Annotated in this window: 20 protein-coding genes; 18 read left to right on the forward strand and 2 right to left on the reverse strand. The window is 35.8% G+C overall.

All coding sequences use genetic code 11. The annotated features are described in order from the left end of the window. The first annotated feature begins 83 nt into the window (after positions 1 to 83). From RIV7116_RS11235 to RIV7116_RS34865, 5 genes are all read left to right on the forward strand, one after another. Positions 84 to 2,252: a Tex family protein gene (locus RIV7116_RS11235; protein ID WP_015118415.1), complete on the forward strand. Its 2,169-nt coding sequence runs from the start codon at positions 84 to 86 to the stop codon at positions 2,250 to 2,252. 448 nt (positions 2,253 to 2,700) lie between these two features. After that, the gene (locus RIV7116_RS11240) at positions 2,701 to 3,717 is read left to right on the forward strand and encodes an adenosine kinase (RefSeq protein ID WP_015118416.1); all 1,017 of its coding nucleotides are present in this window, start codon (positions 2,701 to 2,703) and stop codon (positions 3,715 to 3,717) included. 103 nt (positions 3,718 to 3,820) lie between these two features. Then, positions 3,821 to 4,150 carry a 2Fe-2S iron-sulfur cluster-binding protein gene (locus RIV7116_RS11245; RefSeq protein ID WP_015118417.1) on the forward strand — a complete coding sequence of 110 codons (330 nt, stop codon included), beginning with the start codon at positions 3,821 to 3,823 and terminating at the stop codon, positions 4,148 to 4,150. Between the two features lie 280 nt (positions 4,151 to 4,430). Continuing rightward, entirely contained in the window at positions 4,431 to 4,820 is a 390-nt protein-coding gene (locus tag RIV7116_RS11250; protein ID WP_015118418.1) for a phage holin family protein, read from the forward strand. A 107-nt stretch (positions 4,821 to 4,927) separates the two neighbouring features. Continuing rightward, on the forward strand, positions 4,928 to 5,098 hold the full coding sequence (locus tag RIV7116_RS34865) for a YqaE/Pmp3 family membrane protein (RefSeq protein WP_015118419.1): 171 nt from the start codon (positions 4,928 to 4,930) through the stop codon (positions 5,096 to 5,098). Positions 5,099 to 5,564: 466 nt separating this feature from the next. Here the strand turns inward: RIV7116_RS34865 and RIV7116_RS11260 are convergent, their stop codons facing one another. After that, a complete protein-coding gene (locus tag RIV7116_RS11260) occupies positions 5,565 to 6,329 on the reverse strand; it encodes a hypothetical protein (protein WP_015118420.1) in 765 nt (254 codons plus the stop codon). Positions 6,330 to 6,594: 265 nt separating this feature from the next. Between RIV7116_RS11260 and petJ the strand changes: the two genes are divergently transcribed. Beyond that, positions 6,595 to 6,933, forward strand: a complete 339-nt coding sequence (gene petJ / locus RIV7116_RS11265; RefSeq protein ID WP_015118421.1) for a cytochrome c6 PetJ — start codon at positions 6,595 to 6,597, stop codon at positions 6,931 to 6,933. Between the two features lie 82 nt (positions 6,934 to 7,015). Here petJ and RIV7116_RS11270 read toward each other — a convergent pair whose 3' ends face one another. Further along, positions 7,016 to 9,187, reverse strand: a complete 2,172-nt coding sequence (locus RIV7116_RS11270) for a polysaccharide biosynthesis tyrosine autokinase (protein ID WP_015118422.1) — start codon at positions 9,185 to 9,187, stop codon at positions 7,016 to 7,018. A gap of 633 nt (positions 9,188 to 9,820) precedes the next feature. On the opposite strand from RIV7116_RS11270, the gene RIV7116_RS11275 reads away from it, so the two are divergent. From RIV7116_RS11275 to RIV7116_RS11330, 12 genes are all read left to right on the forward strand, one after another. Next, on the forward strand, positions 9,821 to 11,131 hold the full coding sequence (locus tag RIV7116_RS11275) for a glycosyltransferase family 4 protein (RefSeq protein ID WP_015118423.1): 1,311 nt from the start codon (positions 9,821 to 9,823) through the stop codon (positions 11,129 to 11,131). A gap of 170 nt (positions 11,132 to 11,301) precedes the next feature. After that, the gene (gene cysC / locus RIV7116_RS11280) at positions 11,302 to 11,853 is read left to right on the forward strand and encodes an adenylyl-sulfate kinase (RefSeq protein WP_015118424.1); all 552 of its coding nucleotides are present in this window, start codon (positions 11,302 to 11,304) and stop codon (positions 11,851 to 11,853) included. A gap of 267 nt (positions 11,854 to 12,120) precedes the next feature. Continuing rightward, positions 12,121 to 13,854, forward strand: coding sequence for an ABC transporter ATP-binding protein (locus tag RIV7116_RS11285; RefSeq protein ID WP_015118425.1), 1,734 nt, complete (start codon positions 12,121 to 12,123; stop codon positions 13,852 to 13,854). A 100-nt stretch (positions 13,855 to 13,954) separates the two neighbouring features. Continuing rightward, entirely contained in the window at positions 13,955 to 14,794 is an 840-nt protein-coding gene (locus RIV7116_RS11290) for a sulfotransferase domain-containing protein (RefSeq protein WP_015118426.1), read from the forward strand. Between the two features lies 1 nt (position 14,795). Further along, entirely contained in the window at positions 14,796 to 15,596 is an 801-nt protein-coding gene (locus RIV7116_RS11295; RefSeq protein ID WP_015118427.1) for a sulfotransferase domain-containing protein, read from the forward strand. After that, a complete protein-coding gene (locus RIV7116_RS11300) occupies positions 15,597 to 16,979 on the forward strand; it encodes an oligosaccharide repeat unit polymerase (protein ID WP_015118428.1) in 1,383 nt (460 codons plus the stop codon). It begins immediately after the preceding gene. A 198-nt stretch (positions 16,980 to 17,177) separates the two neighbouring features. Further along, positions 17,178 to 17,705 carry an acyltransferase gene (locus RIV7116_RS11305; RefSeq protein WP_044290887.1) on the forward strand — a complete coding sequence of 176 codons (528 nt, stop codon included), beginning with the start codon at positions 17,178 to 17,180 and terminating at the stop codon, positions 17,703 to 17,705. Between the two features lie 220 nt (positions 17,706 to 17,925). Beyond that, positions 17,926 to 19,119 carry a glycosyltransferase gene (locus RIV7116_RS11310; protein ID WP_015118430.1) on the forward strand — a complete coding sequence of 398 codons (1,194 nt, stop codon included), beginning with the start codon at positions 17,926 to 17,928 and terminating at the stop codon, positions 19,117 to 19,119. Positions 19,120 to 19,190: 71 nt separating this feature from the next. Beyond that, complete coding sequence (locus tag RIV7116_RS33800; protein WP_015118431.1) at positions 19,191 to 20,087, forward strand: phytanoyl-CoA dioxygenase family protein; 897 nt, start codon at positions 19,191 to 19,193, stop codon at positions 20,085 to 20,087. Between the two features lies 1 nt (position 20,088). Beyond that, positions 20,089 to 21,057, forward strand: coding sequence for an aldo/keto reductase (locus RIV7116_RS33805; protein ID WP_015118432.1), 969 nt, complete (start codon positions 20,089 to 20,091; stop codon positions 21,055 to 21,057). A 13-nt stretch (positions 21,058 to 21,070) separates the two neighbouring features. Next, on the forward strand, positions 21,071 to 21,796 hold the full coding sequence (locus RIV7116_RS33810; protein WP_015118433.1) for an FkbM family methyltransferase: 726 nt from the start codon (positions 21,071 to 21,073) through the stop codon (positions 21,794 to 21,796). 45 nt (positions 21,797 to 21,841) lie between these two features. Beyond that, a complete protein-coding gene (locus tag RIV7116_RS11330; RefSeq protein ID WP_015118434.1) occupies positions 21,842 to 22,678 on the forward strand; it encodes a glycosyltransferase family 2 protein in 837 nt (278 codons plus the stop codon). The last annotated feature ends 64 nt before the right edge of the window (positions 22,679 to 22,742 follow it).

Raw genomic sequence — 22,742 nt, forward strand, 5'->3', positions numbered from 1 at the left:
TATCACTATATACTAGCGTCCTTAAAATAATATAGGGCGTAAAATTACCTTTTATGTAGTGTTATTTTAAGAATCGCAGGATAATGCTGAATATTCCCCAATTGTTAGCTACCGAAATCAATCTTAAACCTTTTCAGGTGCAAAACGCCCTAGAACTGTTTGCTGAAGGTGCAACTATTCCCTTCGTAGCACGCTACCGTAAAGAGCGTACTGGGGAGATGAATGAAACTCAGTTGCGCGATTTATCTGATAGGTTCACTTATCTTACAGAATTAGAAGACAGAAAATCAGTAATATTAAATGCTATTGACGAACAAGGTAAACTCACCGCTGAATTAAAAAAGCAAATCGAATTATGTTTACAAAAAACGGAATTGGAAGATTTATATTTACCATTTCGTCCCAAACGTCGTACTCGCGCTACTATTGCGAAGGAAAAGGGACTTGATAAGTTAGCTGAGTTTATTAAGTCGCTAAATGTGAAAAATGGAGCTTCAAGCAATTTGAATGCAGAAGCAGCTAAATATATTAATCTAGAAAATCCAGAAAAAGAAGTCAAAACCGCAGAAGATGCGCTTAAAGGTGCCAGCGACATCTTCGCGGAAGAAGTAGCAGAAAAAGCTTCTTTGAGAGCGTATTTACGTGAAATGCTTTTAGAAGAAGGAGTATTCGTTTCCAGCATCAAAGACGAACATCCCGAAGGTACGACAAAATATGAAATGTACCGCGATTATCAAATTCGAGTTCGTAACATTGCTCCTCATAATATGCTGGCTTTGTGTCGGGGAGAAAAGGAAAAGATATTAAGTTACGAAATTGCTTTTGATGAAGATTATGTGCTTGAATATTTAGAATCTCAGGAAATTCGCAGCAGACAGCCAGAAATTCGCAAGTTTTATCAGCAGATGCTCAAAGATGCATTTAACCGCTTGATGAAAAATTCGCTGACGAATGAAGTAATTTCGGAGAAAAAACAATATGCTGATATTGAATCAATCAAGACATTTGAAACTAATCTACGTAACTTGTTATTGTCGGCACCAGCAGGAATGAAACCGGCAGTAGCGATAGATCCCGGATTTAGAACCGGGTGTAAGGTGGCAATATTAGACGAAACCGGGAAATTTTTAGAGTATCAAGCCATATTTCCCCATACCGGAGCCGGGAAACGCAGCGAAGCCGCCAAAACGCTGCAAAATCTCATGGAAAAATATAAAGTTGAATTAATCGCCATCGGTAACGGTACAGCTTCCCGCGAAACCGACGAATTTGTTATGGAAGTTTTGCAAAATATGCAAATCAAACCAATCAAAGTCATGGTAAACGAATCCGGTGCATCTATATATTCAGCCAGCAAAGTAGCCATAGAAGAATTCCCCGATTTAGATATTACCGTCCGTGGAGCAATTAGTATAGGTCGTCGTTTGCAAGATCCTTTAGCCGAATTAGTAAAAATTGACCCCAAATCCATCGGAGTGGGACAATATCAACACGACGTAGATCAAAAATTGCTCAAAAAGAAACTAGATGAAACTGTAGAAAGTTGCGTTAACTACGTAGGAGTTGACTTAAATACAGCATCCAAACAACTTTTAACATCAGTTTCCGGAATTTCATCCACCGTTGCCAATAATATAGTTCAATATCGCAACGAAAACGGAGCCTTCAAAAATCGCCGACAATTATTAAAAGTACCAAAATTAGGACCAAAAGCATTTGAGCAAGCAGCAGGTTTCTTAAGAATTCGCGGTGGTGAAAATCCTTTAGATAATACCGCAGTGCATCCCGAAAGTTATGCAGTAGTGAAAAATATTGCAACAGATTTGAAAGTAGAATTAAAACAAGTTACCAAAATAGCCGAAAATCTCAAAAAAGCCGATTTGAAAAAGTACGTTACCGATAAAGTTGGGGAACCCACATTAAGAGATATTATCGGGGAATTAGAAAAACCTGGAAGAGATCCACGGGCTGAATTTAAATATGCCACCTTCAAAGAAGGAGTTAACGAAATTTCCGATTTAGAAGAAGGAATGGTATTAGAAGGAATTGTGACAAACGTTGCTAACTTTGGTGCTTTTGTAGATGTAGGAGTGCATCAAGATGGATTGGTGCATATATCCCAGTTAGCAAATCAATTTGTCAGAGATCCCAAAGAGATAGTTAAAGTTGGGGAAGTTGTGAAAGTTAAAGTTTTGGAAGTTAATCAGAAGTTGAAGCGGATTGGTTTGTCGATGAAAGCCGTGAGTCAATAACCTCACCCTAGCCCTTTCCTTGTTTCAAAAACCTCACCCCAGCCCTCTCCTTGTTAAGGAGAGGGAGTAGGAAGGTTGATGTTGAATGGTAGGTTGGGTTAAAGGCGCGAATATCTTTGTGGTTGATGCGATATTGATAATGCGCCGTAACCCAACATTTTGCTGTTGAAAGAAACAAATCAATGGTGTAGAGACATTCTTCCGAATCATTTTCTTAGTCCATTTCAATGGACTTGTGCTATTAGACGGGGAATTGCATTCCCCGTCGAGTGTGAACACAGTTAAATGGTGCGTTACGGCAATAATCCGGGAAGATAATCTACACCGCTTTTTGCCTTCCCTACAAAAAATATAAAAACCCAAAACATCACAATTGCTCGCCACAACTATATTAATTCCACGGATTACCCTAAACTAAAATTGCAGCTTTAACATAAACGTAAATCAAATGACAGCAGGGCAAAACAATTCTAAATCAGTGGATGTTTTTGGCGTGGGTAACGCTATGGTAGACATCTTGGCAATGGTAGAAGATGATTTCGTTAAGAAAAATGACCTAAGTAAGGGTGGCATGACTCTTATGGATTCGGAAAAGCAAGGTCATTTATTGCGGGAGTTGAAACACCATTCACTGGAATTAAGTTCCGGAGGTTCTGCTGCTAATACAATGATTGCGATCGCGCAAAGTGGTGGCAAGGGTTTTTATTCGGGTAAGGTTTCTCGCGATACTAATGGTGAGTTTTATCGTGAGGATTTAATCGAAGCTGGAATTGGGTTTGATGTCCACCCCACGGAAGAAAATCATGGTTCGACTGGGACTTGTTTGGTTTTAACAACTCCGGATGCTGAACGTACTATGTGTACGCATTTAGGAGTTTCTACAAATTTAGCTACCACAGATATTGACGTAGACAAATTAGCTCAATGCAAATATAGTTATGTCGAAGGTTACCTTTGGGATGCACCCGATCCAAAGAAAGCTAGTATTGAGACTATGGAGCAATCAAAGCGTCATGACGTAAAAGTTGCTTTTACCTTCTCCGATTTATTTTTGGTAAGTCGTTTTAACGATGATTTTCATAAGTTAGTTTCCGAATACTGCGATGTTGTATTTTGCAACGCTGATGAAGTTCGTAATTTCTTCGGAAGCGAATCTTTAGAAGATTGTGCCAGCAAACTCGGCGAAATAGTTGACACTGCATTTGTTACCGATAGTGCTAATGGTTGCTTGGTAGTAGAAAATAAAAACGTTGTTCGTGTCCCCGGATTTCAGGTTAAAGCTATTGATACCGTTGGTGCGGGAGATTCCTTTGCTGGGGGAGTATTATATGGATTAACCAATGGCTTGAATGCTCAACAATCAGCACGTTGGGGTAATTACATGGCTTCTTGTATAGTAGAAGTTCACGGCGCTCGCTTGGATAAATCAATGGCTGACAAAGTTTCTGAAATTGTCGCAAGCTAATAATTAGATTGCGTTTTGAAAGGTTTGTAGTAGGGACTTTAATCTTCGGATTAAGGGTTAACATCCTTACTACAAACCCCGATCTCAAAATCCAAAATTGTAAATGCCAAATTACAAAGTACGCTTAATCAACCAAGATATCGGATTAGATCGCATCATCGAAGTACCACGAAACGAATATATTTTAGATATAGCCGAAGACGAAAATATCCGTTTGCCATCTGGGTGTAAACAAGGGAATTGTTCTGCCTGTGTAGCGAAAATAATCAGTGGCAAAGTAGACCAAAGCGAGCAAAAATTTCTTCGTACCCAGGAAATCGAAGCCGGTTATACTATCACCTGTGTTGCCTATCCCTTATCTGATTGCACCTTAGAAACTCATCAAGAACAAGTTTTATATAACTCTTCCCTTTACTTTAAATCCGATTCGTAAATAATAGCAAAGCTGCAATTTAATATACAGTATTTATAAGTGAGGGGTTAAGAGTTAGGTGTTAAGAATTTACAGCTACAAATTTAAATTTCTTAACATTATTAATATTAATATATTATTTAATTGCCAATGCTCTATTCCCTATTCCCCATTACCTATTCGCCATTCCCTACCTTTCGATATAAATCAAATCTATCTTGTTAGAGAGGTTTGCTTTAACAGAATTGTTCACTATGTATATAAGAGTTCAAAAAGACAGTTTTTCTTTTAGGTACAGATTATGTTAGGCATATTTTTAACAACCTTAGCAACTGCATTAAGCTTGCTTATTGTAGATATAGTAGTTCCAGGTGTGAACTTAGCAAATTTCCCATCGGCAATGATTGCTGGCTTAATAATTGGTTTGGTAAATGGCTCAATTAAGCCTATAATCTCAACACTATCCTTACCCATCAACTTATTAACATTAGGAGCATTTTCCCTTGTAGTTAACGGATTTTGTTTCTGGTTGGCAGCAGCTTTAACTCCTGGATTCGCAGTTCATGGACTTATCGCTTTCTTCGTAGGTCCCGTTATCTTATCTTTGGGTAACACCTTCATCAGCAACTACTTTGCAGAAAGAAATCTTCTTGAAGGTAAAGCAAACAACGCTGAATTACCTTCTAGCTAATAAATCAATCACGAATCTGAAACCAAAATATATCTTTAGATAGAATCAGAAATTTTGGTTATGCTCAAATCGCTTCAATTAACTGTAATTCAAAAGGTCAAAAAACTATGAAACTTTTACTTGGTTTACTCGTACCCCCCGTTGGTATTTTCTTAACTTATGGAGTTGGTCCTACCTTATTTATTAATATTGGATTAACTTTATTAGGATGGCTTCCCGGAAGTATTCACGCTATATGGGCAATTTCCAAGCATAATGAAATGGAAAGAACTATATAAGTTTTCTATTTTGTATAAGCAAGGATTTTGTATAGATTATTGGGGGGGTGGCTAATGTCCACCCTTTTAATTTTGGATTTTAGATTTTGGATTTAACATTTGGCAATAAGTTTTAAATATGATGATGACAAATAGCAGACCATAAACCCTGTATCTTTAAGATATCGGGTTTATCTAATTGGTTTATTTTGATTTATGCTAAATCATTTAACTTTATTTATATAGCGCTTTTCATTTGAGTGCAATACAGTTTGAGAAACCTCACCCCCTTCCCCTCTCCTTGTTAAGTAGAGGGGTGTATTCTATTAAACTGAAAACTGCTATAGCTTTATAATTATATCTTTCGAGGATGCAAAGGCAATTGATATTATATTCAACATTAAAAAGACGTAGCACTGCTACGTCTCTACATTACTATTCATACTAAATTAAACAACAACTATTTATTGGCTAGCCATTAATTAATTTATTTCTCTTTCAACCAGTCAGCAGTTGATAAAAGCAATTCTCTTAATTTTTGTTTTAGCTGACGCTCTTTCTTCGCTAACGAACTACCTGCTTCAGCAAGTTTTGTGTCCATATCAGAATGCTTATCTTTAACCTGAGTAACTACTTCCTCCCCTTGAGGGCGAGCTTTTTCATACCAGGTTTTAGCATCATTCAAAAAAGTCTGTACGTTAGCATTATCACCACCGTAACGTGCTGCTAAATTTGCCCTGACAATTGCTAATTGTGCTTGCAATTGAGCGTAGCGTTTCTTTAGTAGAGAAGCTTCTTCACTGTTTTTAATAGATTCAACCGCAGATTTAATTGCAGTTTGAGCCTCAGTGGATTTTTCTTGAGTGTTGTCTTGAATTTCTGTCAAAATACCATCAAGTTCTTGCTGAATTTTATCTTCTTCTTCATCGATTTGAGCTTGTAATTGCTGAACTTCTGTCTGAGTTTTATTTAAAGCTTCTCGTCGTTTACTATCAACAGCTTCCACAGCACCTTCAATAGATGCAGTAATTTCTTCTTTGATTTCGCTACCTTTTCCTTGTAAGCTTTCAGCTACAGCCGAAACAGCATCTTTAATAATTACCCGAAGTTCAACTGAACCTTCTTTAAATTCCGAAACAACTCCGCCAACAGCAACTTTGACAATTTCTCGAATTTTATCAACTCTTTGCTGTCCGGTTTCTTTTACTTGCTGTAAGTCCGTTGTAATTTGTTCTTTGATATTGTCAGCCATGTTCTATACCTGTGCAAATAATTTAGAAAATGTTATTGACATGCCACTTGTCTCTATATAGTGACGTAGTATTTCATCAAAGTGGTACATCCTTAAGGTAGAAAATAGCGATGAAAGTTAAACATATATTCCACAAGATATATGTCTAATACTTAGGAATAGGTAATTAGTTTACGCTCGCTTCGATAATTAAGTAACAATTAGTAAAGTTTGATTTAATGATAAAGTTAAGCGTAGTCCATAGTTCAAATATTTATTTATCAAAATGAGAAATTTTATTCAATTTGTCTTATTTACAATTTTATTATTTATAATTTGTCTGCAACAACCAGTTTTAGCGGATACTGTCGATGGAGCAAAAATATTTTCAGCAAATTGCGCTGGTTGTCATATTAATGGGGGCAATATAATTCGACGCGGTAAAAACTTGAAAATTAAAGCTTTAAAAAAATATAAAATGGATTCGGTAGAAGCGATTTATAATATTGTGACATACGGTAAAAACAATATGTCAGCCTACAAAGACCGTTTAACCGAATCAGAAATACAAGCCGTATCTATCTACGTTTTAAAGCAAGCTGAAAATAATTGGCGAAAACAGTGAACAGTTAGCATTTGTAGAGGCATTTGTACTGTCCACCCCGCAAGCTTCTTTATTATTCTCTAGCCAATGCCCAATTCCCAGATTAATAATAGCTATAATACTTTTTAGTATTGTCGCCATTAACCACCATACCTAAGACGTTTGTCCGAGCCATTTTCAAGCTATCTAAAGCTTGCATCATTACGGAACGATCTGTCTGATGTATTCTGGTGACAACTACAACGCCATCCGTATAAGGTGCAAGTAAATTGGCATCAGCGAGACCTACCAGAGGTGGAGTATCATAAATTACTAAATCAAATTGTGAATGCAATTCCTCAGTAATCAGCCTCATTTTTTGTGAAGAAAGCAGTTTTATGGGATCGGGAGGAATTGGACCTGCGGTAATTACAGATAATCCGGCCATAGAAGATATTTTTTGTATCGCTGATTCTAAATTGATGTTTCCAGAAATAAGATTACTTAACCCATAGTGGTTGTTTAAACTCGCCAAATTATGAATGTCAGGTCGGCGCATATCTGTATCTACTAGCAATACTCGCCTTCCTATTGCACTAGCTGCTTGCGCTAAATGGAATGCAACTGTAGACTTACCGTCTCCAGACATCGCAGAAGTGATAACTAAAGAATTAATTTTCTCGTCGGAACTAAGTAATTGAATATTCGCGTGCAGTACTCGGAAAGCTTCTGATAATCGGGATGGTTTGCTGTTTTTTTCAATCGCTGTCTCTTGGTGGGAGAGAATTTGTGCAGTTTGTGTACTTTGGGGCAATAGGTTAACTGTTTCGTTAATATTATTTTCAAAAGCGAGTTGTTTTTGGCTATGTGATAATCGTTTTTCTAAAGGAATATTTGCTAAAAGCGGTAGTCTGAGATTTTCCTTCAAAGCTTCAATAGAATGATATCTAGTATCTAACTTTTCAATTAGTAATCCACTGCCAATGCCTAAAAGAGCGCTGGCAACAAACCCCAAGATTAAATTACGCGGAATGCTTGGATATATTGAATCTTCTGGCAAAACGGGTGCTTGAATTAACTGCCAAGGAATTTGTGTCTGTGCTGCTTCAACTTGCAGTTTTTCACGAGTAGCTAAAAAACGATTTAAGCTATCAGTTGCAACTTGTAATTCTGTAATTAATTCAGTATATTTTCGATTTATATATGGTAATTGCTCAATTTTCTTTTGAAGCTGCTGTTCTGTTGCTGCTAACACCTGACTTTGCTGTTGCAAATTCTCTAATTCTGAAGCTGCTTGGGCGCGTTTGATATACAAAACTCGCTGCGCTTCTTGACGTAATAATGGTAGTAGTTTTTGGCGTTTTTCTCGCAAATTTTGAATCGGAATGCTGTTCTCGCGAAAACGAGTTGATTCACCAGCAATTTCCGACTCTACCTGCCGCAACTGAACGATGAGTTGCTGATATACGGGTGCGTCATCCAGTAAAGCTAATGCTCCTTGTTGACTTTGTAAGTTTTTAAAACTTGAGTAAGCATCGGCAAGGTTTTTATCGGCTTCGACTCGCTGTTCTGATAATATTTTGAGTTGGTTGGCAATTTGTTCCGCTTGGGTTTCTGGCTTGAGAAAATCCTGTTTTTGTCTGAATTCTTGCAGTTCTTTCTGAAGTTTATTTACACGTTCCTGGATAGTTGGTAACTGCGTTTCTACAAAGTTAATACCCTGACGTAAATGAGTTTGACGATTTTCCAGGCTATATTTTAAATAAGCTTGAGCAAGTTTATCTAATACTGCTTTAGTTTTAGCTCTATCGTTAGCTTGGTAAGCAACTTCTATAATTTTCGTTTCACCCAAACGGATAATGCGAAGAGACTCCATTAAAGATTCATAGTCAATATCTCCATAAGAAGCTTGCAAATCTTTAACAATTGTTGCCATTAATTGAGGACTTTTAAGTACCTGAATTTGAGTTTCATAATCAAGCCCCGATTTGCCGAAATTTCCTTCAATAATTGTGGGAACATCGTTATCTTCACTGTTTACTGCTTCAGCTAAAATTTGAAATTTACTTTCATATTGCTGCTCTTGATTGAGGCTGAAAGTCACGACACCAGCCATTACAAGACTTGTCACCCCCAAAATTGCTAAACATCGTCGTTTGATAATGCTGAAGAATTGACCTAAATCCCAGTCATTTTCTTCAGTTTCAGCCCAAGGTATAGGTTGAGCTTGAAGCAACTGAGGTGCATAGTCTATGTCTCGATTACCAGTTGAGGGTTTGAAAGAATATGTCTCCATTACTTCCTGTCTGCTTACTACAAATCTAAACCATATGGGAGCATCAAAACTATGAGTCAGCACAGAATAATCACTGAAACTCGAAATGCTTTAAAGCAAGATTTTAACTCTATTAATTACCTTATGACTTCCTAGAATTTACTTAGATTGCGAATTTATTACAAATATCAAATATTTTTAAATTTTATCTTCTCAAAGCTTGATATAGGCATAAATATTACGTTTTGAAAACTATTTAAACTCCGGCTAAGGAAAATTATACTTGTGAACTTTTCATTAGTAGAATCTCGGGCTATATGAAATGGTTAAAAAAAAATCAGCAATTTTACTGAGATATATTTTCCGGACTATCGTGTAACAATAGTTTTATTCAGACCGAGTACAACCGAGTTTGTACGGTCGTATTATTCTTATTCAGAAAAATCTATTCCCTGCCGTACTGATGATATGAACTAATTTAGAAAAGTACAATTTTTATGAGTGTAATTTTTCTTAATTAATAAGGATAATTTTCAAATCTTTGTACGGTAATTAGTTGCAGAAAATAAGAATATATAAACTTTTAATAGCTCATTACTGTATTTTCTAAACAGATTAATACAAAGTTCCCTAGACTTTCGGCATGACGATAAAATGACAAAATCCGTAAAGCGATTGAAAACGCCTTTTTCAAATAGATATTATGAATTTCAAGATTTAACTCAGGAATTTGTACATATTGGGCAGTTAATTAAACTTTCTGTTATTACCCAATTTTTTCCACCAGATTATGCTCCTACAGGACAATTAATTGAGGAGTTAGTGATGCACCTGAATGAACAGGGTGTAGATATAGAAGTATTTACAGGGCAACCGGGCTATGCTTTTGAAAACAAGAATGCTCCTGCTGTTGAGACTCGAAGGGGAGTAAAAATTAAACGCTCTCGAACTACACAATTTTGGTCTAAAAGAATTCGCGGTAAAGCTATCAATGGAGTTCTGTTTACCTTACGCGCAGCCCTTTATTTGATTTCTGCTGCTCGTCGTCGCAACATAGTTTTGCTAACTACTGCTCCTCCATTTTTGCCTGTTTTAGGATATTTTGCTCATATCTTGTTTGGACTTAGCTATATTTGTATACTCTACGATCTCTATCCAGACATTGCTGTTGCTCTCGATGTTGTACCAAAACAACATTTACTAACTAGATTGTGGCAGGCTGTCAATAAGCGAGTGTTGCAAAAAGCTTCTGGAATAATAGTTCTAAGCCCAGCAATGAAGCAACAAGTCGCGGCAAATTATCCACAGATAGCCCATAAAATATCTGTCATTCACAGTTGGGCAAATACTGAAAAGATTGTACCCCTTGCCAAAGAAGACAATTGGTTTGCACTGAGACACTCGCTTGTAAATAAATTTACAGTCATGTACTCAGGCAACATGGGTCGATGTCATGATATACACACTATGTTAGAGGCTGCCAAATATTTACAACATGAACCTATTCAGTTTGTATGTATCGGTGGTGGTGCAAAACGCGAACAGCTAATTAGAGAGGTAAAAAGATTAGGGTTAAAAAACTTTCTCTTTCTTCCATATCAGAAAAGACAAGACTTACCATTATCATTGACAGCCTGCGATTTGTCCCTAGTAAGCGTGGACGCAGGAATGGAAAGTTTAGTGGCTCCGAGTAAACTTTACCCTGCTTTAGCTACAGGAAGACCAATGGCAATCATTTGTCCCCAACATTCTTATTTGAAGCAATTAATCGCGGATGGAGATTGCGGTCAAACTTTTGAAAATGGAGATAGTCTTGGTTTAGCAGAGTATATTCACAAGTTAAGTAAGGATAGCGTTTTGGCACATAAAACTGGTAAAGCAGCGCGTAAATACGTAGATTCTTATTTCACTGCGGAGGTAATTTCTAAACAATACTACGATGTATTGTTACAAGCGATTTTATAAGTTTATAAATAATTTGTCAGAAGAAAGTGCATCTGCCGCATCTACCAATCGGCAGCTATAAAAATTGATTAAGTAATTATACAATTTTGTCCAAGCAACATAGTTTGTCGAAAAATATTCAAAAACATATTTCAAGTAAATCTAAAATTTTTCATAGAGGTTAAAGGATTGTGATTAATAAAGGTGTAACAGTTTGGTTAACAGGTTTGAGTGGTGCGGGTAAAAGTACAATTGCTAGACGTATCGAATCAGAACTAAAGGCTCGAAATCGTCAAGTTGAAGTTTTAGACGGCGATTTAATTAGAACTTGGTTATCTCAGGGACTGGGTTTTAGTAAAAAAGACCGCGATATAAATGTGCGTCGGGTAGGATTTGTGGCTAATTTGCTCAGCCGTAACGGTGTTATAGTAATTGCTGCCACTATTAGCCCTTATCAAGATATTAGAGATGAAATCCGAGCTATTAACAAGGATTTTGTGGAGGTTCATGTTAATGCACCTTTAGAAGTATGCGAAGCCCGAGATGTTAAGGGTTTGTATGCTAGAGCGAGAAGTGGAGAAATTAAAGGTTTTACAGGTATTGATGACCCTTATGAGGTTCCCGTCAATCCAGAAGTTGTTTGTGAGAGTGGGAAGGAAACTGTTGAGGAGAGTGCTGATAAAGTGATTCGGGCTTTGGAGGAGTTGGGTTATCTTGGGGTTCGAGTAGAGTATCAGATTTAAGTAGTTGCGTGTGGCTTTTGTATAAATGCTACATCAATTGAATTTAAAAATTAAAAAGTAAAATAATTGGAATTTTCACGTAAGTTTTACAGATTTTATACACAAGTCTCGCAATATAAATAGAAAAATCTAGCTATGTAGCTACCATCTTTCTTTGTTTCAACTCTAGTTTTTGAATGGCTATTAATTAAGGAGTTTGGTTTGTCTTTGAAGATACGGTCGTCCTTTATTGCCTTAACACGCCCGTTTCCAAAATTGTTATTCGCTATGGTTTTATTCACTACAACAGCATCTTTATTAGAAGGAATAACCCTATCCTTAGCTATTCCTCTAATACAGAGTTTAGTTAACGGTGGTGTTGCAACTAGAGGGGCAGATGATAGCTCAGTTATACAGATTTTAATCGGATTCTTTAATCAGTTTCCCCCAGAGGATCAATTAGTAGCAATTGTTGTTTCCCTATTGGTGCTAGTGGTAGCTAAAGGAGTATTTAGATTTCTGGCAGACTTTAGCCTACGCACATTGATGATAAAGGTAGGGCGCAACTTAAGGTCTATCTGTATTGATCGGTTTCTTAATTTAGGTTTGACTTATTACAGCAAAGTTAAAGGAGGAGACTTGCTTAGCTATGTGAATGAACAAGCTCAGCGTTGCGAACAGCTAACACTACATGTTGGTTCTCTTTTTAGCGAAAGTCTAATCGTTTTCTCATTTCTAGTACTACTATGTAGTATTTCTTGGAAACTGACCTTAATTGCAACATTCATGCTATTTATTATTGCAGTTAGTTTAAAATCTATTGTTGCAAATGTAAAAACTGAAGGAAAAACTGTATCTAATTCGATTGAAGAATTTTCAAGCAGTGTTTTTGAACTGATTAGTGGTATTCGCGTAATCAAAGCTTATACAGCAGAAAGATTCGAGTCAGAAAAAATAGAGAAAATCTTGCAACGACGATTTAAAGCAGAGCAAAGAGCTTATGCTGGACATGCGGCAGTACATCCTATTTCAGATTCCTGTGGGATGGTGGTTCTGATTTCTCTGATTTTTTTGGGGACTCGAGTGCTTTCCGATGGAATGGTTTTGCCTCTGCTACTCACTTTTTTGTTAGTGCTATTAAGAACTTTTCCCCGCATTAATCGCTTAAACATGTTAAGAACTTCCTTGGCCACTTTTGGGGAAAGTTTCCAAACCATTCAAAACTTTCTGGTACAAACTAGACAACCTAGCCTCATCGACGGCAACCGCATATTTGAAGGACTACGCGGTCAAATTTGTTTTGAATCGGTGATATTTTCCTACGTTCAAAGTAACCAACCTGTTTTGAACCAAGTTGATTTGAGAATCCCCAAGGGAAAGGTTGTCGCATTAGTAGGAGAGTCTGGTTCTGGTAAGTCCACCTTAGCAGATTTGTTACTTAGGTTTTATGACCCCCAAGAAGGTTGTGTTACTGTTGACGGCTTAGATGTGCGTGAGTTTAAGTTAGAATCGCTGCGACAGCGAATAGCAATTGTAAATCAAGAAACCTTTCTATTTAACGAATCTGTTATCGAAAATATCCGGTATGGGAATCCAAATGCTAGTGATGCTGAAGTAATTGAAGCAGCGCGTCAGGCATATGCAGAAGATTTCATCAAAAAATTACCCCAAGGCTTTGAAACTAATTTAGGTGACAGGGGTGTACGTTTATCAGGAGGACAGAGGCAACGCTTAGCAATTGCTAGAGCCATTGTACGAAATCCTGAAATTTTAATCTTGGACGAAGCTACTAGCGCTCTAGATAGTACCTCTGAAAAGTTAGTTCAGCAAGCGTTAGATAAAGTAAGTCAAAATCGGACAGTTATAGTCATTGCTCATCGACTTTCAACTATTCATCAAGCGGATCGAATTGTTGTTATGAAGCAGGGAGAAGTAATCGAACAGGGAACTCATGAAGAATTGATGTCTCTAGCGGGTTACTACCGACAATTAAACCAAGATCAGATGATGCTGGCTCAATAACACAAGGTTTTTATTGGGATGTATAGCATATTCATATTTGTCATTAAATTGTGATACAGAATTATTACACCTTTTTTAGAAAAAAGTATACAAACTAAATATGAAACATTCACTTCCTCACTTTTTAATAATTGGTGCAATGAAATCTGGAACTACATCACTCTACGATGACTTGAAAACAAGTCCTCTCTTTCATTTACCAGATACAAAAGAACCTGCCGTATTAGTAAAAACCAAAACAATAAAAGATGCAGTTAGACAATATGAATTACATTTTGAAAACTCAAATGATACTCGCATCAGAGGAGATGGTTCTACCTATTATATGATGCAACCACTATTTCCAGACGTATCAAAATTTGCAAAAACTGTGTGTGGTTCCGATCTGAAACTGGTTGCTATACTTAGGAATCCCATCGATAGGATTATCAGCCATGTATGTCATGATTATGCAGCAGGTAGACTAAAGCACAGAGATGTTGACCGTGCAATAGCTGATGACTTTCGATATGTAGCTTTTAGCAACTATACTCTGCAACTGAAACCTTGGATTGAGTCGTTTGGAATCGATAGCCTCTACTGTATTTCTTTTGAAGACTACATTAAAAATCGTCTTGCTGTCTCTAGGAAGATTGCATCTTTTATTGAGGTGGAACCATCCACTATTACTCCTAGACGAAAAATCAGCAATCGGAATTCCGATATACGGCTTCCTCTTATTCCAGGAAAAACTTTAGAAATTTATCGTTCATATTTAAAAAAAATAACGCCGCCATTCGTTCAAAAAGCTGGCTTCAATTTATTCACACAAAAACGTAAAGTATTACCAGAAGTAAAATTTTCTCAGAAGCTCAAGGATGAGTTACACAAGCATTTTTCTGAGATGGAAGATAACTTATGTTCCTTAACAGGGAAAAAAATAAATCTTAACCTAGAATAAAATGTTTAATTTGTCATCACTTGCTCATTATTCAATTGGTTTATCTGCAAATATAAATCATATAGTTGCAGCTAACTTTTCGTCTATATGCCCTTTTATTATGGTCTCAGAGTTCCCTCGTTCTGGAGGAAATTGGATACGGGATATGCTTGGAGACTGTCTTCAAATGCCAGTTCCTCGGTTTTCTAAGTTCCCAATAACTTTTTCTGCTCTTGCACATAGCCATTTTCCTACACCGATCGTGAAAACAACTGCGGTTTATATTTTACGTGATGGTCGTGACGTATTTGTGTCACATTATTGGAAAAGTGTGAATGGTGTAATTTCTGACAACTCAGTTATAAGGAGAAGTATTCTTTCCAAGCATCCCTGCCTAAAAAGCATAATTCATAAAAGTGATGTTAACCATACAGAAGTGATGTCTGCTTTTTATGACGAGTGGAGAATTCGTCCAATGGGGTCAAAATTAAATTGGGGAGATCATATAAATCGATGGCTAAATTGTGATGCACCTTCACTAGTAATAATGAAGTATGAAAATATGCATCTTAATCCTCATAAAACCTTGTTTGATTCAATTAAGAAACTTACCGGAAAAGACATTGACACAGATACAATAGAATTTGCAATCAAAAGAAATTCATTTAAATCAAAAACTGGAAGGTTAAACGGGGTAGTTGACAATAAATCCAATCGTCGTACAGGTATTGTAGGAGACTGGAAAAACGTTTTTACAGAAGAGCTATTAAAAAAATTTCATAGTGATTTTAGCGAAGCTTTAGCATTAGGAGGTTACAACTAGGTGCAGTTCGTCGATTTGTTATTTTTGTTTATAATTCCAGCTCTTCCTTTAATTACAGGAATTTCCAATTCCTTGGCTCCACTTGGAGGACCTCTAGTAATTATCAGCTTGCAATTATTCTTAGGGGCTACTTTAAAATCTTTATACTTAATATTCAATAAACACTTGTTCTTGACAACACCGTGGTTGAATCGATCTGTCTCAGCTTACGAAACAGCTATCGTGTTCATGTTTTTATTTTCTTTTTTGATTTGTTTTGGTTATTTATTTGCCTCTTATGTTGAAAGAAAGAAAAGACTGAAACTAAAATTTATTACATCTAATTTTAATTTTACTAGTGAAAATAAATCATTTATACTTCTTATTATTGGGATAGTTAGCTTCTTTATTGTGGCTTCCATCTTTATTTGGAAAAGAGGTTTATTAGGTAGATCTTTATTAGATATAATTATTGGTGCTAATATCTCTAAAGTTGATAAGATAGAAGGTGTTAAAAACTTTGGAAATACAAATGCATTCATTACAATTTTTTTTGTTTTACCTAGAACCTGCTTTTTCTTATTTTACGCAAATGTAATAAAGAATTCCAAAATATTCATTTATAAACTTGGTTTTTCTGTTACATTAATCTTGACTTTTATGGAAATTATCCTAAGAGGAAAACGGGATGCTTTTGCCCATGTGTTTTTGTCTTTACTAATTATGGCCGGTTTTATCAGAAAAAAAATTATGTTGAAAGAGATTAGGACATATTCTTTATTTATTGCGGTTTCAATATTTCTATTTTCTTTGATTACCTATCTTAGAGGAAGTGGTACAACCTCAATTGAGCTAAGTAACCTGAACTACAACAAGCAATTTTTAGAACCTGTTCTAGCATCAACATATTTTACTGATGTAAATATTTTGGCTTCGATAATTGAGAGGATGGAAAATTTACAATTCATGTATGGTGATTCATACTTGATGTTCTTTACTGGTCTGATTCCAAGAGCTTTTTGGCCAGATAAGCCAGCTATTTCACTTGGACTATTTGTAAAAAGTCAGATTCTTCTACGTCCTGGAACTTTAGGTGGAGTACCTCCAACTATGCCTGGAGAAGCCTTTATTAATTTTGGTTGGTATGGATTAGGTATCGCATTGCTATATGGTTATCTATTACGAAAATTAGAAGCTTTTTTACTAAGAGGCAAGCTTGCTGCAAGAGGGATTGGTATATATATTTATTCAATTTGGATTGTGCCGCTCACTTGGAGCTTAATGCAAAGTAGTTTTGCTATTACTATGAATGGAGTTGTCGTATCGCTTGGCATAGCGTTACCTTTATTATATTTTGCGTCTTATAAATCAAAAGCATATCAAAGAGTAAAAATTTTACGATAGATATATTAGCGTTAATGAATCCAGGTATGAATTTACATTTTTAGCATGGTTTAACAACATTATTACATTCAACCGAAAAGCGCTATATTTCGAGTCTTTCTACTTCAACTGGTTTAAATTGCTCAATATTGTTGTATGTTAATTAAGCCATTAAAGCTCATAGCTCATCTATTGTATTATATATTGCTGATAAGTCGCGTGTTTTCACGTGAAATACTAACTTTAATAGCAACAACTTATTATCGATTAACATGTGCAAAGTTTGGGTCTAATTCTATAGTTCGTTGGGGAACTTGGATAAGTTACCCAAGTAATGTTTTTATTGGGGATAATGTTTTTATTGCTAACAATGTTTTAATTGGAAGTGAGCTAAAAGATAGCTTATTACATATTTCTTCCTCCGTTCAAATCAATGATGGTGTGGTCATTGATTACACTGGCGGCATAACTATAGCAGAGAATACACTTATCGCCCAACAGTCAATAATCTACTCACATTCTCATGGATTAAATCCTCACTCAAAACCAAAACCGATGCCAAAAAATATTGGTTCAAACTGCTGGCTAGGTGCTAGATGTTTAATACTAGAAAGCTGTTCTCAGATTTCTTCTGGATCTATTATTGGAGCTGGTTCTACTGTGACTAAAGATATTGATAAAAAGGGTATTTATGCAGGTGTTCCTGCGCGTTTCATACGTATGTTGCCTGATGTAGAAAAAGAATAAGTAGGTGGGTGGAAAAATTTATAACTATGTCATAGCCAGTGGAACGGAGTGAAAGGAAGCAACCACAAGCACTTTTAAAATTTTACATTCCGTTACATAATTCAGTTTTTTTAGCCTACCTACTTAGTTGCTGCAATATATCCAATCCATTTATGATTTTAAGGACTAAGTGTCAACCTGAAGTAAGTATATTAAATCTTATATATATTTTTATGAGCCTATGAAAGTTTTGCACGTTATTCCTTCTATTGCTTCAATACACGGCGGTCCAAGTAAAGCTGTTATAGAAATGGTAAAAGCACAGCAGGATAGAGGTATTGAGTCTGAAATTGCTACCACTAATGATAGTGGTCAAGATTTACTCGATGTACCATTAGTAAAACGCACAATCTATAATCAAGTTCCAATTTGGTTTTTTCCTCGCTTTTCTACCACAATTGCACCAGTTAGAGGATTTGTCTTTTCAGGAACTTTTACTAACTGGTTATGGCAACATATCCAAGATTATGAACTTCTACACATCCACGCTGTTTTCTTGTACACCTCTACCGCAGCAATGGCAATCGCTCGCCTTAAAAAAGTTCCTTACATTCTTCGACCTTTGGGACAGTTGTGTGAATGGTCACTGCAACAAAGCGCTCGTAAAAAAAAGATTTATCTCAATTTGATAGAACGTGCTAACCTTAAAAATTCCCAAGCACTTCACCTAACTTCTTTGCAAGAGCAGCAAGAAGTGTCCTGTCTAAATCTAAACGTTCCAACCTTCGTTTTACCCCACGGACTTTCTGTTCCTCCTATCATCTCCAATGCTCGTCAACGATTACGAGAACACCTTGAATTACCAGCAGATGAACCCATAATTTTATTTTTATCTCGTCTGCATCAAAAAAAAGGGCTAGATTATCTTATCTCAGCTTTAAGTAAACTTGCTCATCACCGATTTACTTTCGTTTTAGCAGGTAGTGGTTCTCCTGAATATGAAGCAGAAATAGAATCACTACTCGAAACCAATAACATTCGTAATCGCACTCATATTGCAGGATTTATTCAAGGAGAAAGCAAAGATTTATTCATTCAAGGTTCAGACTTATTTGTTCTTACTTCCCATTCTGAAAACTTTGGTGTAGCCGTTTTAGAGGCATTAGCCGCAGGTTTACCCGTTGTTTTAACACCCAGTGTTGCTTTAGCTTCAGTTGTTCAAGAACACAAATTAGGTTATGTAACAGAACTTAATGTATCTGCAATTGCATCCGCTCTTGAGAACTATTTAACTAATCCTCAACAAGTAGAAGAAATGAGAACCCGCGCTCGTCAACTCATCTTTAAACAATATACGTGGGAAAGGATTGCTACTAACTTGATTGAGATTTATAAAGCCATTCTTCATCAACGACCTTTCTCGCAATATATTTGAGGATTTAGTTTTTCTCATTGAACATACAAAAGTCTAAAAGTTCAATTATTAATTAATAGAAGCTTCCAAACATGAATAATTTCATAAAGGATAATATAGTATACACATCTGATAACCCTAAATTAGACTATCAGATTATTTTTACAAGAATCAAAAACGGTAATTTTGAATATATACTGGGCAGATTTCGGATATTTAGAGGTATATATTCTCAGTATAGAAAACTGAGACAACTTCTACAGAAACCAAAAAAACATTTAAGCTTTCCTAGTCAAATAATTCACAACTCGAATATCGGTATTCCTACTATTGTTGAATCTATTCAAAAAGACTCTTACTACGACCAACTAGAATTGAATGGTAAATCATTAGCTTCTATAGTAAATGCTGGTCAAAATTTGCCTTTATCTACAGCATCACTAAATCTGTCATTTACTTATCGAGAATATATTCATAATCTCAAAGCAAAACATACAATTGCTATGGCGCATGTAGATGAACCGATGAAAATGGATGAAATATATCGGCTTAGGTATGATGATTTATTACTAGAAATATCGGAAAAATATCTAGGTTATTTTCCTGATCAATGTGATGTCAGATTATGGTGGAGTTTTGCAAGTAACCTATCTTCAGAAGAAAGAAGAAGACAGTTACAGACGGTCGATTATCATTACGATATTCATGGATTTAATTTCTTCTACATTAGTTTTTACCTAACTGATGTTGATGTTAATAGTGGTGCCCATGTTCTCGTGAAGTCAAGCCATAAAAATAAAAAAAACTCAATGCTTATTCGCAGTGCTAGATGTCCTGACGAAACAATACAGCAATATTACCCCCAAGAAGATATCGTAACTATTGAAGGAAAAGCAGGAAAATGCTTCCTAGAAGATACCTCTTGTTTTCACAAAGCTTTACCACCAATTGAACGTGACCGCTTATTTCTACAATTGAGGTATTATTAACATGGAAAAAACTAAACTAGGCTTCGGTTGTGCTCCTATATTAGGTAGAGTTAGTAAGCGTGAAAGTCTGCAAGCGCTAAAAATTGCATACGAAGAGGGAATAAATTATTTTGACATTGCACGCTCCTATGGCTGGGGTGAAGCAGAATCTATACTAGGAAATTTCTTAGCCGAAAATAAAATACCTAGGGACAGGGTAGAGATAACAACAAAATTTGGTCTTGTACCAAAGAATAACAAGCTTATCAGATTATCTAAAAATATAGCAAGACAACTTATTAACCTTAATCCTAAAACTAAAAACTTAGTTAAGTCAGCAGCTAGTAAAGTTGCACCTAAAGTAGATTTTTCATTGGATACAGCAAAGGTAAGCATAGAAAAAAGTCTTAAATCTTTGCGTACCGATTATATTGATAATTTATTACTCCACCAATACGATTTTCAGAATCCACCTAATGACATTACTGATATATTTAATTTTTTGGAGTTAGAAAAAAAACGCGGTACGATTAAAAATTATGGATTCTCAACTTATCAATCACTAGATTTAGTAGCGAATTTTTTTATAACCAATAATTTAAACCCTGATATAATTCAAATTCCTTGCCAAATCAGCCAAAAACAAGATTATATTTGCTTTAAAGAGCTTACTCAAAAAGGGACAAATATTATTGTTCATTCACCTTTTAATATAGGTAAAAATTCTACATATATTTTTGATTATTTAGTTCGTAGCGATTTATTAAATCACTTAACTAATAGTTTAAACTTCCCTATTGAAAAAACTCAAGATATCTATTCAGTTTTACTTGCTTATTTCAAATCGATTAGTTCTCCCTATGCTATTGTTACTAGCATGTTCAATCTATCTCATATTAGAAAAAATAAAGAGATTATAGATAGACCTGTGCTCACTCAGAAGCAAGCCGAGTTATTCAAAAAAATTCTATCTGAAATTCAAGCATCCTGATTACTACCTTATTATGAAACTAACATCATCTTTTATTCAGTCTCCTTTAGCAATTCAAGTTCGCTCTAATTTGAGAAAATCTCTCTTCGGGAGAAAAATGCTACAAACTATTGCTAGCTCAATAAACAAAGACTATGAGGCTCGGTTTAATAAAGAGCTACTTGAAAGTATAAAATCTGGAGATACAGTATGGGACATAGGAGCGAATGTTGGCTTTTATACCCGAAAGTTTTTGGATATTGTTGGAACTGAAGGTCACGTCGTTGCAGTTGAACCAGCGCCATCGAGTGCGAAGGCATGTAGAAAGCTTATTAATCAGAATAATTATACAAACTTGACTGTAGTTGAATCAGCACTTAGCAGTGAAGTTGGAACAGCTGAACTTTCAGTTGGTGAAGATCCAACTTCACCAACTAATCGATTATCACAGCCCTCATCAAATACTTTGGCAATATCTGTTAGTACCGGTGATGTTCTATTAGAAAATCTGAGTTATTACCCCAATATCATCAAGATAGATGTAGAAGGTTTTGAAGTAGAAGTACTGAAAGGAATGGAGACAGTTCTTTCATTTTCAAAATTAAGAGCAGTGTTCATTGAAGTTCATTTTAAACTTCTTGAAGAAAATGGTTACACAAATGCCATTAAAATGATAGTTCAAATATTAAGTCAACATGGATTTTCTACTAAATGGATAGATTTTTCACATATCGTAGGATTTAAATCTGTGATGAAATAATCAGCCAATTTTATGTTCCTCTAAAATTACCTAAATTAAATTAAGATGCAATTATCTGTAATCATTTTGACATACAATGAAGCGCTAAATTTATCTACTTGTTTGGCAAGCTTAAAGTCCCTAGACGCAGACATTTTTATTGTAGACTCTGGCAGTTCCGATCAAACAGTTGAAATTGCAAAGCAAGCAAATTGCCAAGTTTTTTACAACCCTTTTGAAAATCAAGCTAAACAACTTAACTGGGCATTAGAAAATTTACCTATAAAAACTCCCTGGATAATGCGGCTCGATGCTGACGAACGAATCACTCCTGAATTAGCAGAAGAACTCAAACAAGTTTTACCCCAAACTCCAGAGGAAATTACAGGCTATCAAGTCAAACGCCGCGTCTTTTTTATGGGACGCTGGATTCGTCATGGCGGTTACTATCCTACTTGGCTTTTACGTGTGTGGCGTACAGGTATAGGTAACTGCGAACAACGCTGGATGGACGAGCATATTGTCCTATCTAAGGGTAAAGTAGCTAATCTCAAACATGACATTATCGACGAAAATCACAAAGGCTTAAACTTCTGGACAGATAAGCATAACCGCTATGCTGATCGAGAAGTTAAAGACATGCTAGGTTCAATTGTTGATGGTAAAGATGATTTGTTAAAAGTAAGTCAACATTCTCAAGTGACTCAACGGCGTTGGGTGAAAACAAATCTTTATGTGCGATCGCCCCTCTTTGTGAGAGCTTTCATTTACTTTTTACTGCGCTATTTCATTGGTTTAGGCTTCTTAGATGGCAAAGAGGGTATGATATTTCATTTCTTGCAAGGTTTTTGGTATCGCTTTCTAGTTGATGCCAAAATTTATGAGATGCGATTTAAAAACTAAAGTTTTATGAATTAGACATTTTCAAACAATTACAAATTCCTGCCGTCGATGCCCATACAACCTG

Origin of the sequence: Rivularia sp. PCC 7116 (assembly GCF_000316665.1) — a bacterium.
In the GTDB taxonomy this organism is placed as follows: Bacteria; Cyanobacteriota; Cyanobacteriia; order Cyanobacteriales; family Nostocaceae; genus Rivularia.

Excerpts from the sequence above, each read along its gene's own strand:
- RIV7116_RS11240 (WP_015118416.1), top strand. The coding sequence starts at position 2,701 with ATGACAGCAGGGCAAAACAATTCTAAATCAGTGGATGTTTTTGGCGTG.
- RIV7116_RS11260 (WP_015118420.1), bottom strand. The coding sequence starts at position 6,329 with ATGGCTGACAATATCAAAGAACAAATTACAACGGACTTACAGCAAGTA.
- RIV7116_RS33810 (WP_015118433.1), top strand. The coding sequence starts at position 21,071 with ATGAAACTAACATCATCTTTTATTCAGTCTCCTTTAGCAATTCAAGTT.
- RIV7116_RS34865 (WP_015118419.1), top strand. The coding sequence starts at position 4,928 with ATGAAACTTTTACTTGGTTTACTCGTACCCCCCGTTGGTATTTTCTTA.
- RIV7116_RS11235 (WP_015118415.1), top strand. The coding sequence starts at position 84 with ATGCTGAATATTCCCCAATTGTTAGCTACCGAAATCAATCTTAAACCT.
- RIV7116_RS11250 (WP_015118418.1), top strand. The coding sequence starts at position 4,431 with ATGTTAGGCATATTTTTAACAACCTTAGCAACTGCATTAAGCTTGCTT.
- petJ (WP_015118421.1), top strand. The coding sequence starts at position 6,595 with ATGAGAAATTTTATTCAATTTGTCTTATTTACAATTTTATTATTTATA.
- RIV7116_RS11295 (WP_015118427.1), top strand. The coding sequence starts at position 14,796 with ATGTTTAATTTGTCATCACTTGCTCATTATTCAATTGGTTTATCTGCA.
- RIV7116_RS33805 (WP_015118432.1), top strand. The coding sequence starts at position 20,089 with ATGGAAAAAACTAAACTAGGCTTCGGTTGTGCTCCTATATTAGGTAGA.
- RIV7116_RS11275 (WP_015118423.1), top strand. The coding sequence starts at position 9,821 with ATGACAAAATCCGTAAAGCGATTGAAAACGCCTTTTTCAAATAGATAT.
- RIV7116_RS11245 (WP_015118417.1), top strand. The coding sequence starts at position 3,821 with ATGCCAAATTACAAAGTACGCTTAATCAACCAAGATATCGGATTAGAT.
- RIV7116_RS11285 (WP_015118425.1), top strand. The coding sequence starts at position 12,121 with ATGGTTTTATTCACTACAACAGCATCTTTATTAGAAGGAATAACCCTA.
- RIV7116_RS33800 (WP_015118431.1), top strand. The coding sequence starts at position 19,191 with ATGAATAATTTCATAAAGGATAATATAGTATACACATCTGATAACCCT.
- RIV7116_RS11290 (WP_015118426.1), top strand. The coding sequence starts at position 13,955 with ATGAAACATTCACTTCCTCACTTTTTAATAATTGGTGCAATGAAATCT.
- RIV7116_RS11270 (WP_015118422.1), bottom strand. The coding sequence starts at position 9,187 with ATGGAGACATATTCTTTCAAACCCTCAACTGGTAATCGAGACATAGAC.
- RIV7116_RS11330 (WP_015118434.1), top strand. The coding sequence starts at position 21,842 with ATGCAATTATCTGTAATCATTTTGACATACAATGAAGCGCTAAATTTA.
- RIV7116_RS11310 (WP_015118430.1), top strand. The coding sequence starts at position 17,926 with ATGAAAGTTTTGCACGTTATTCCTTCTATTGCTTCAATACACGGCGGT.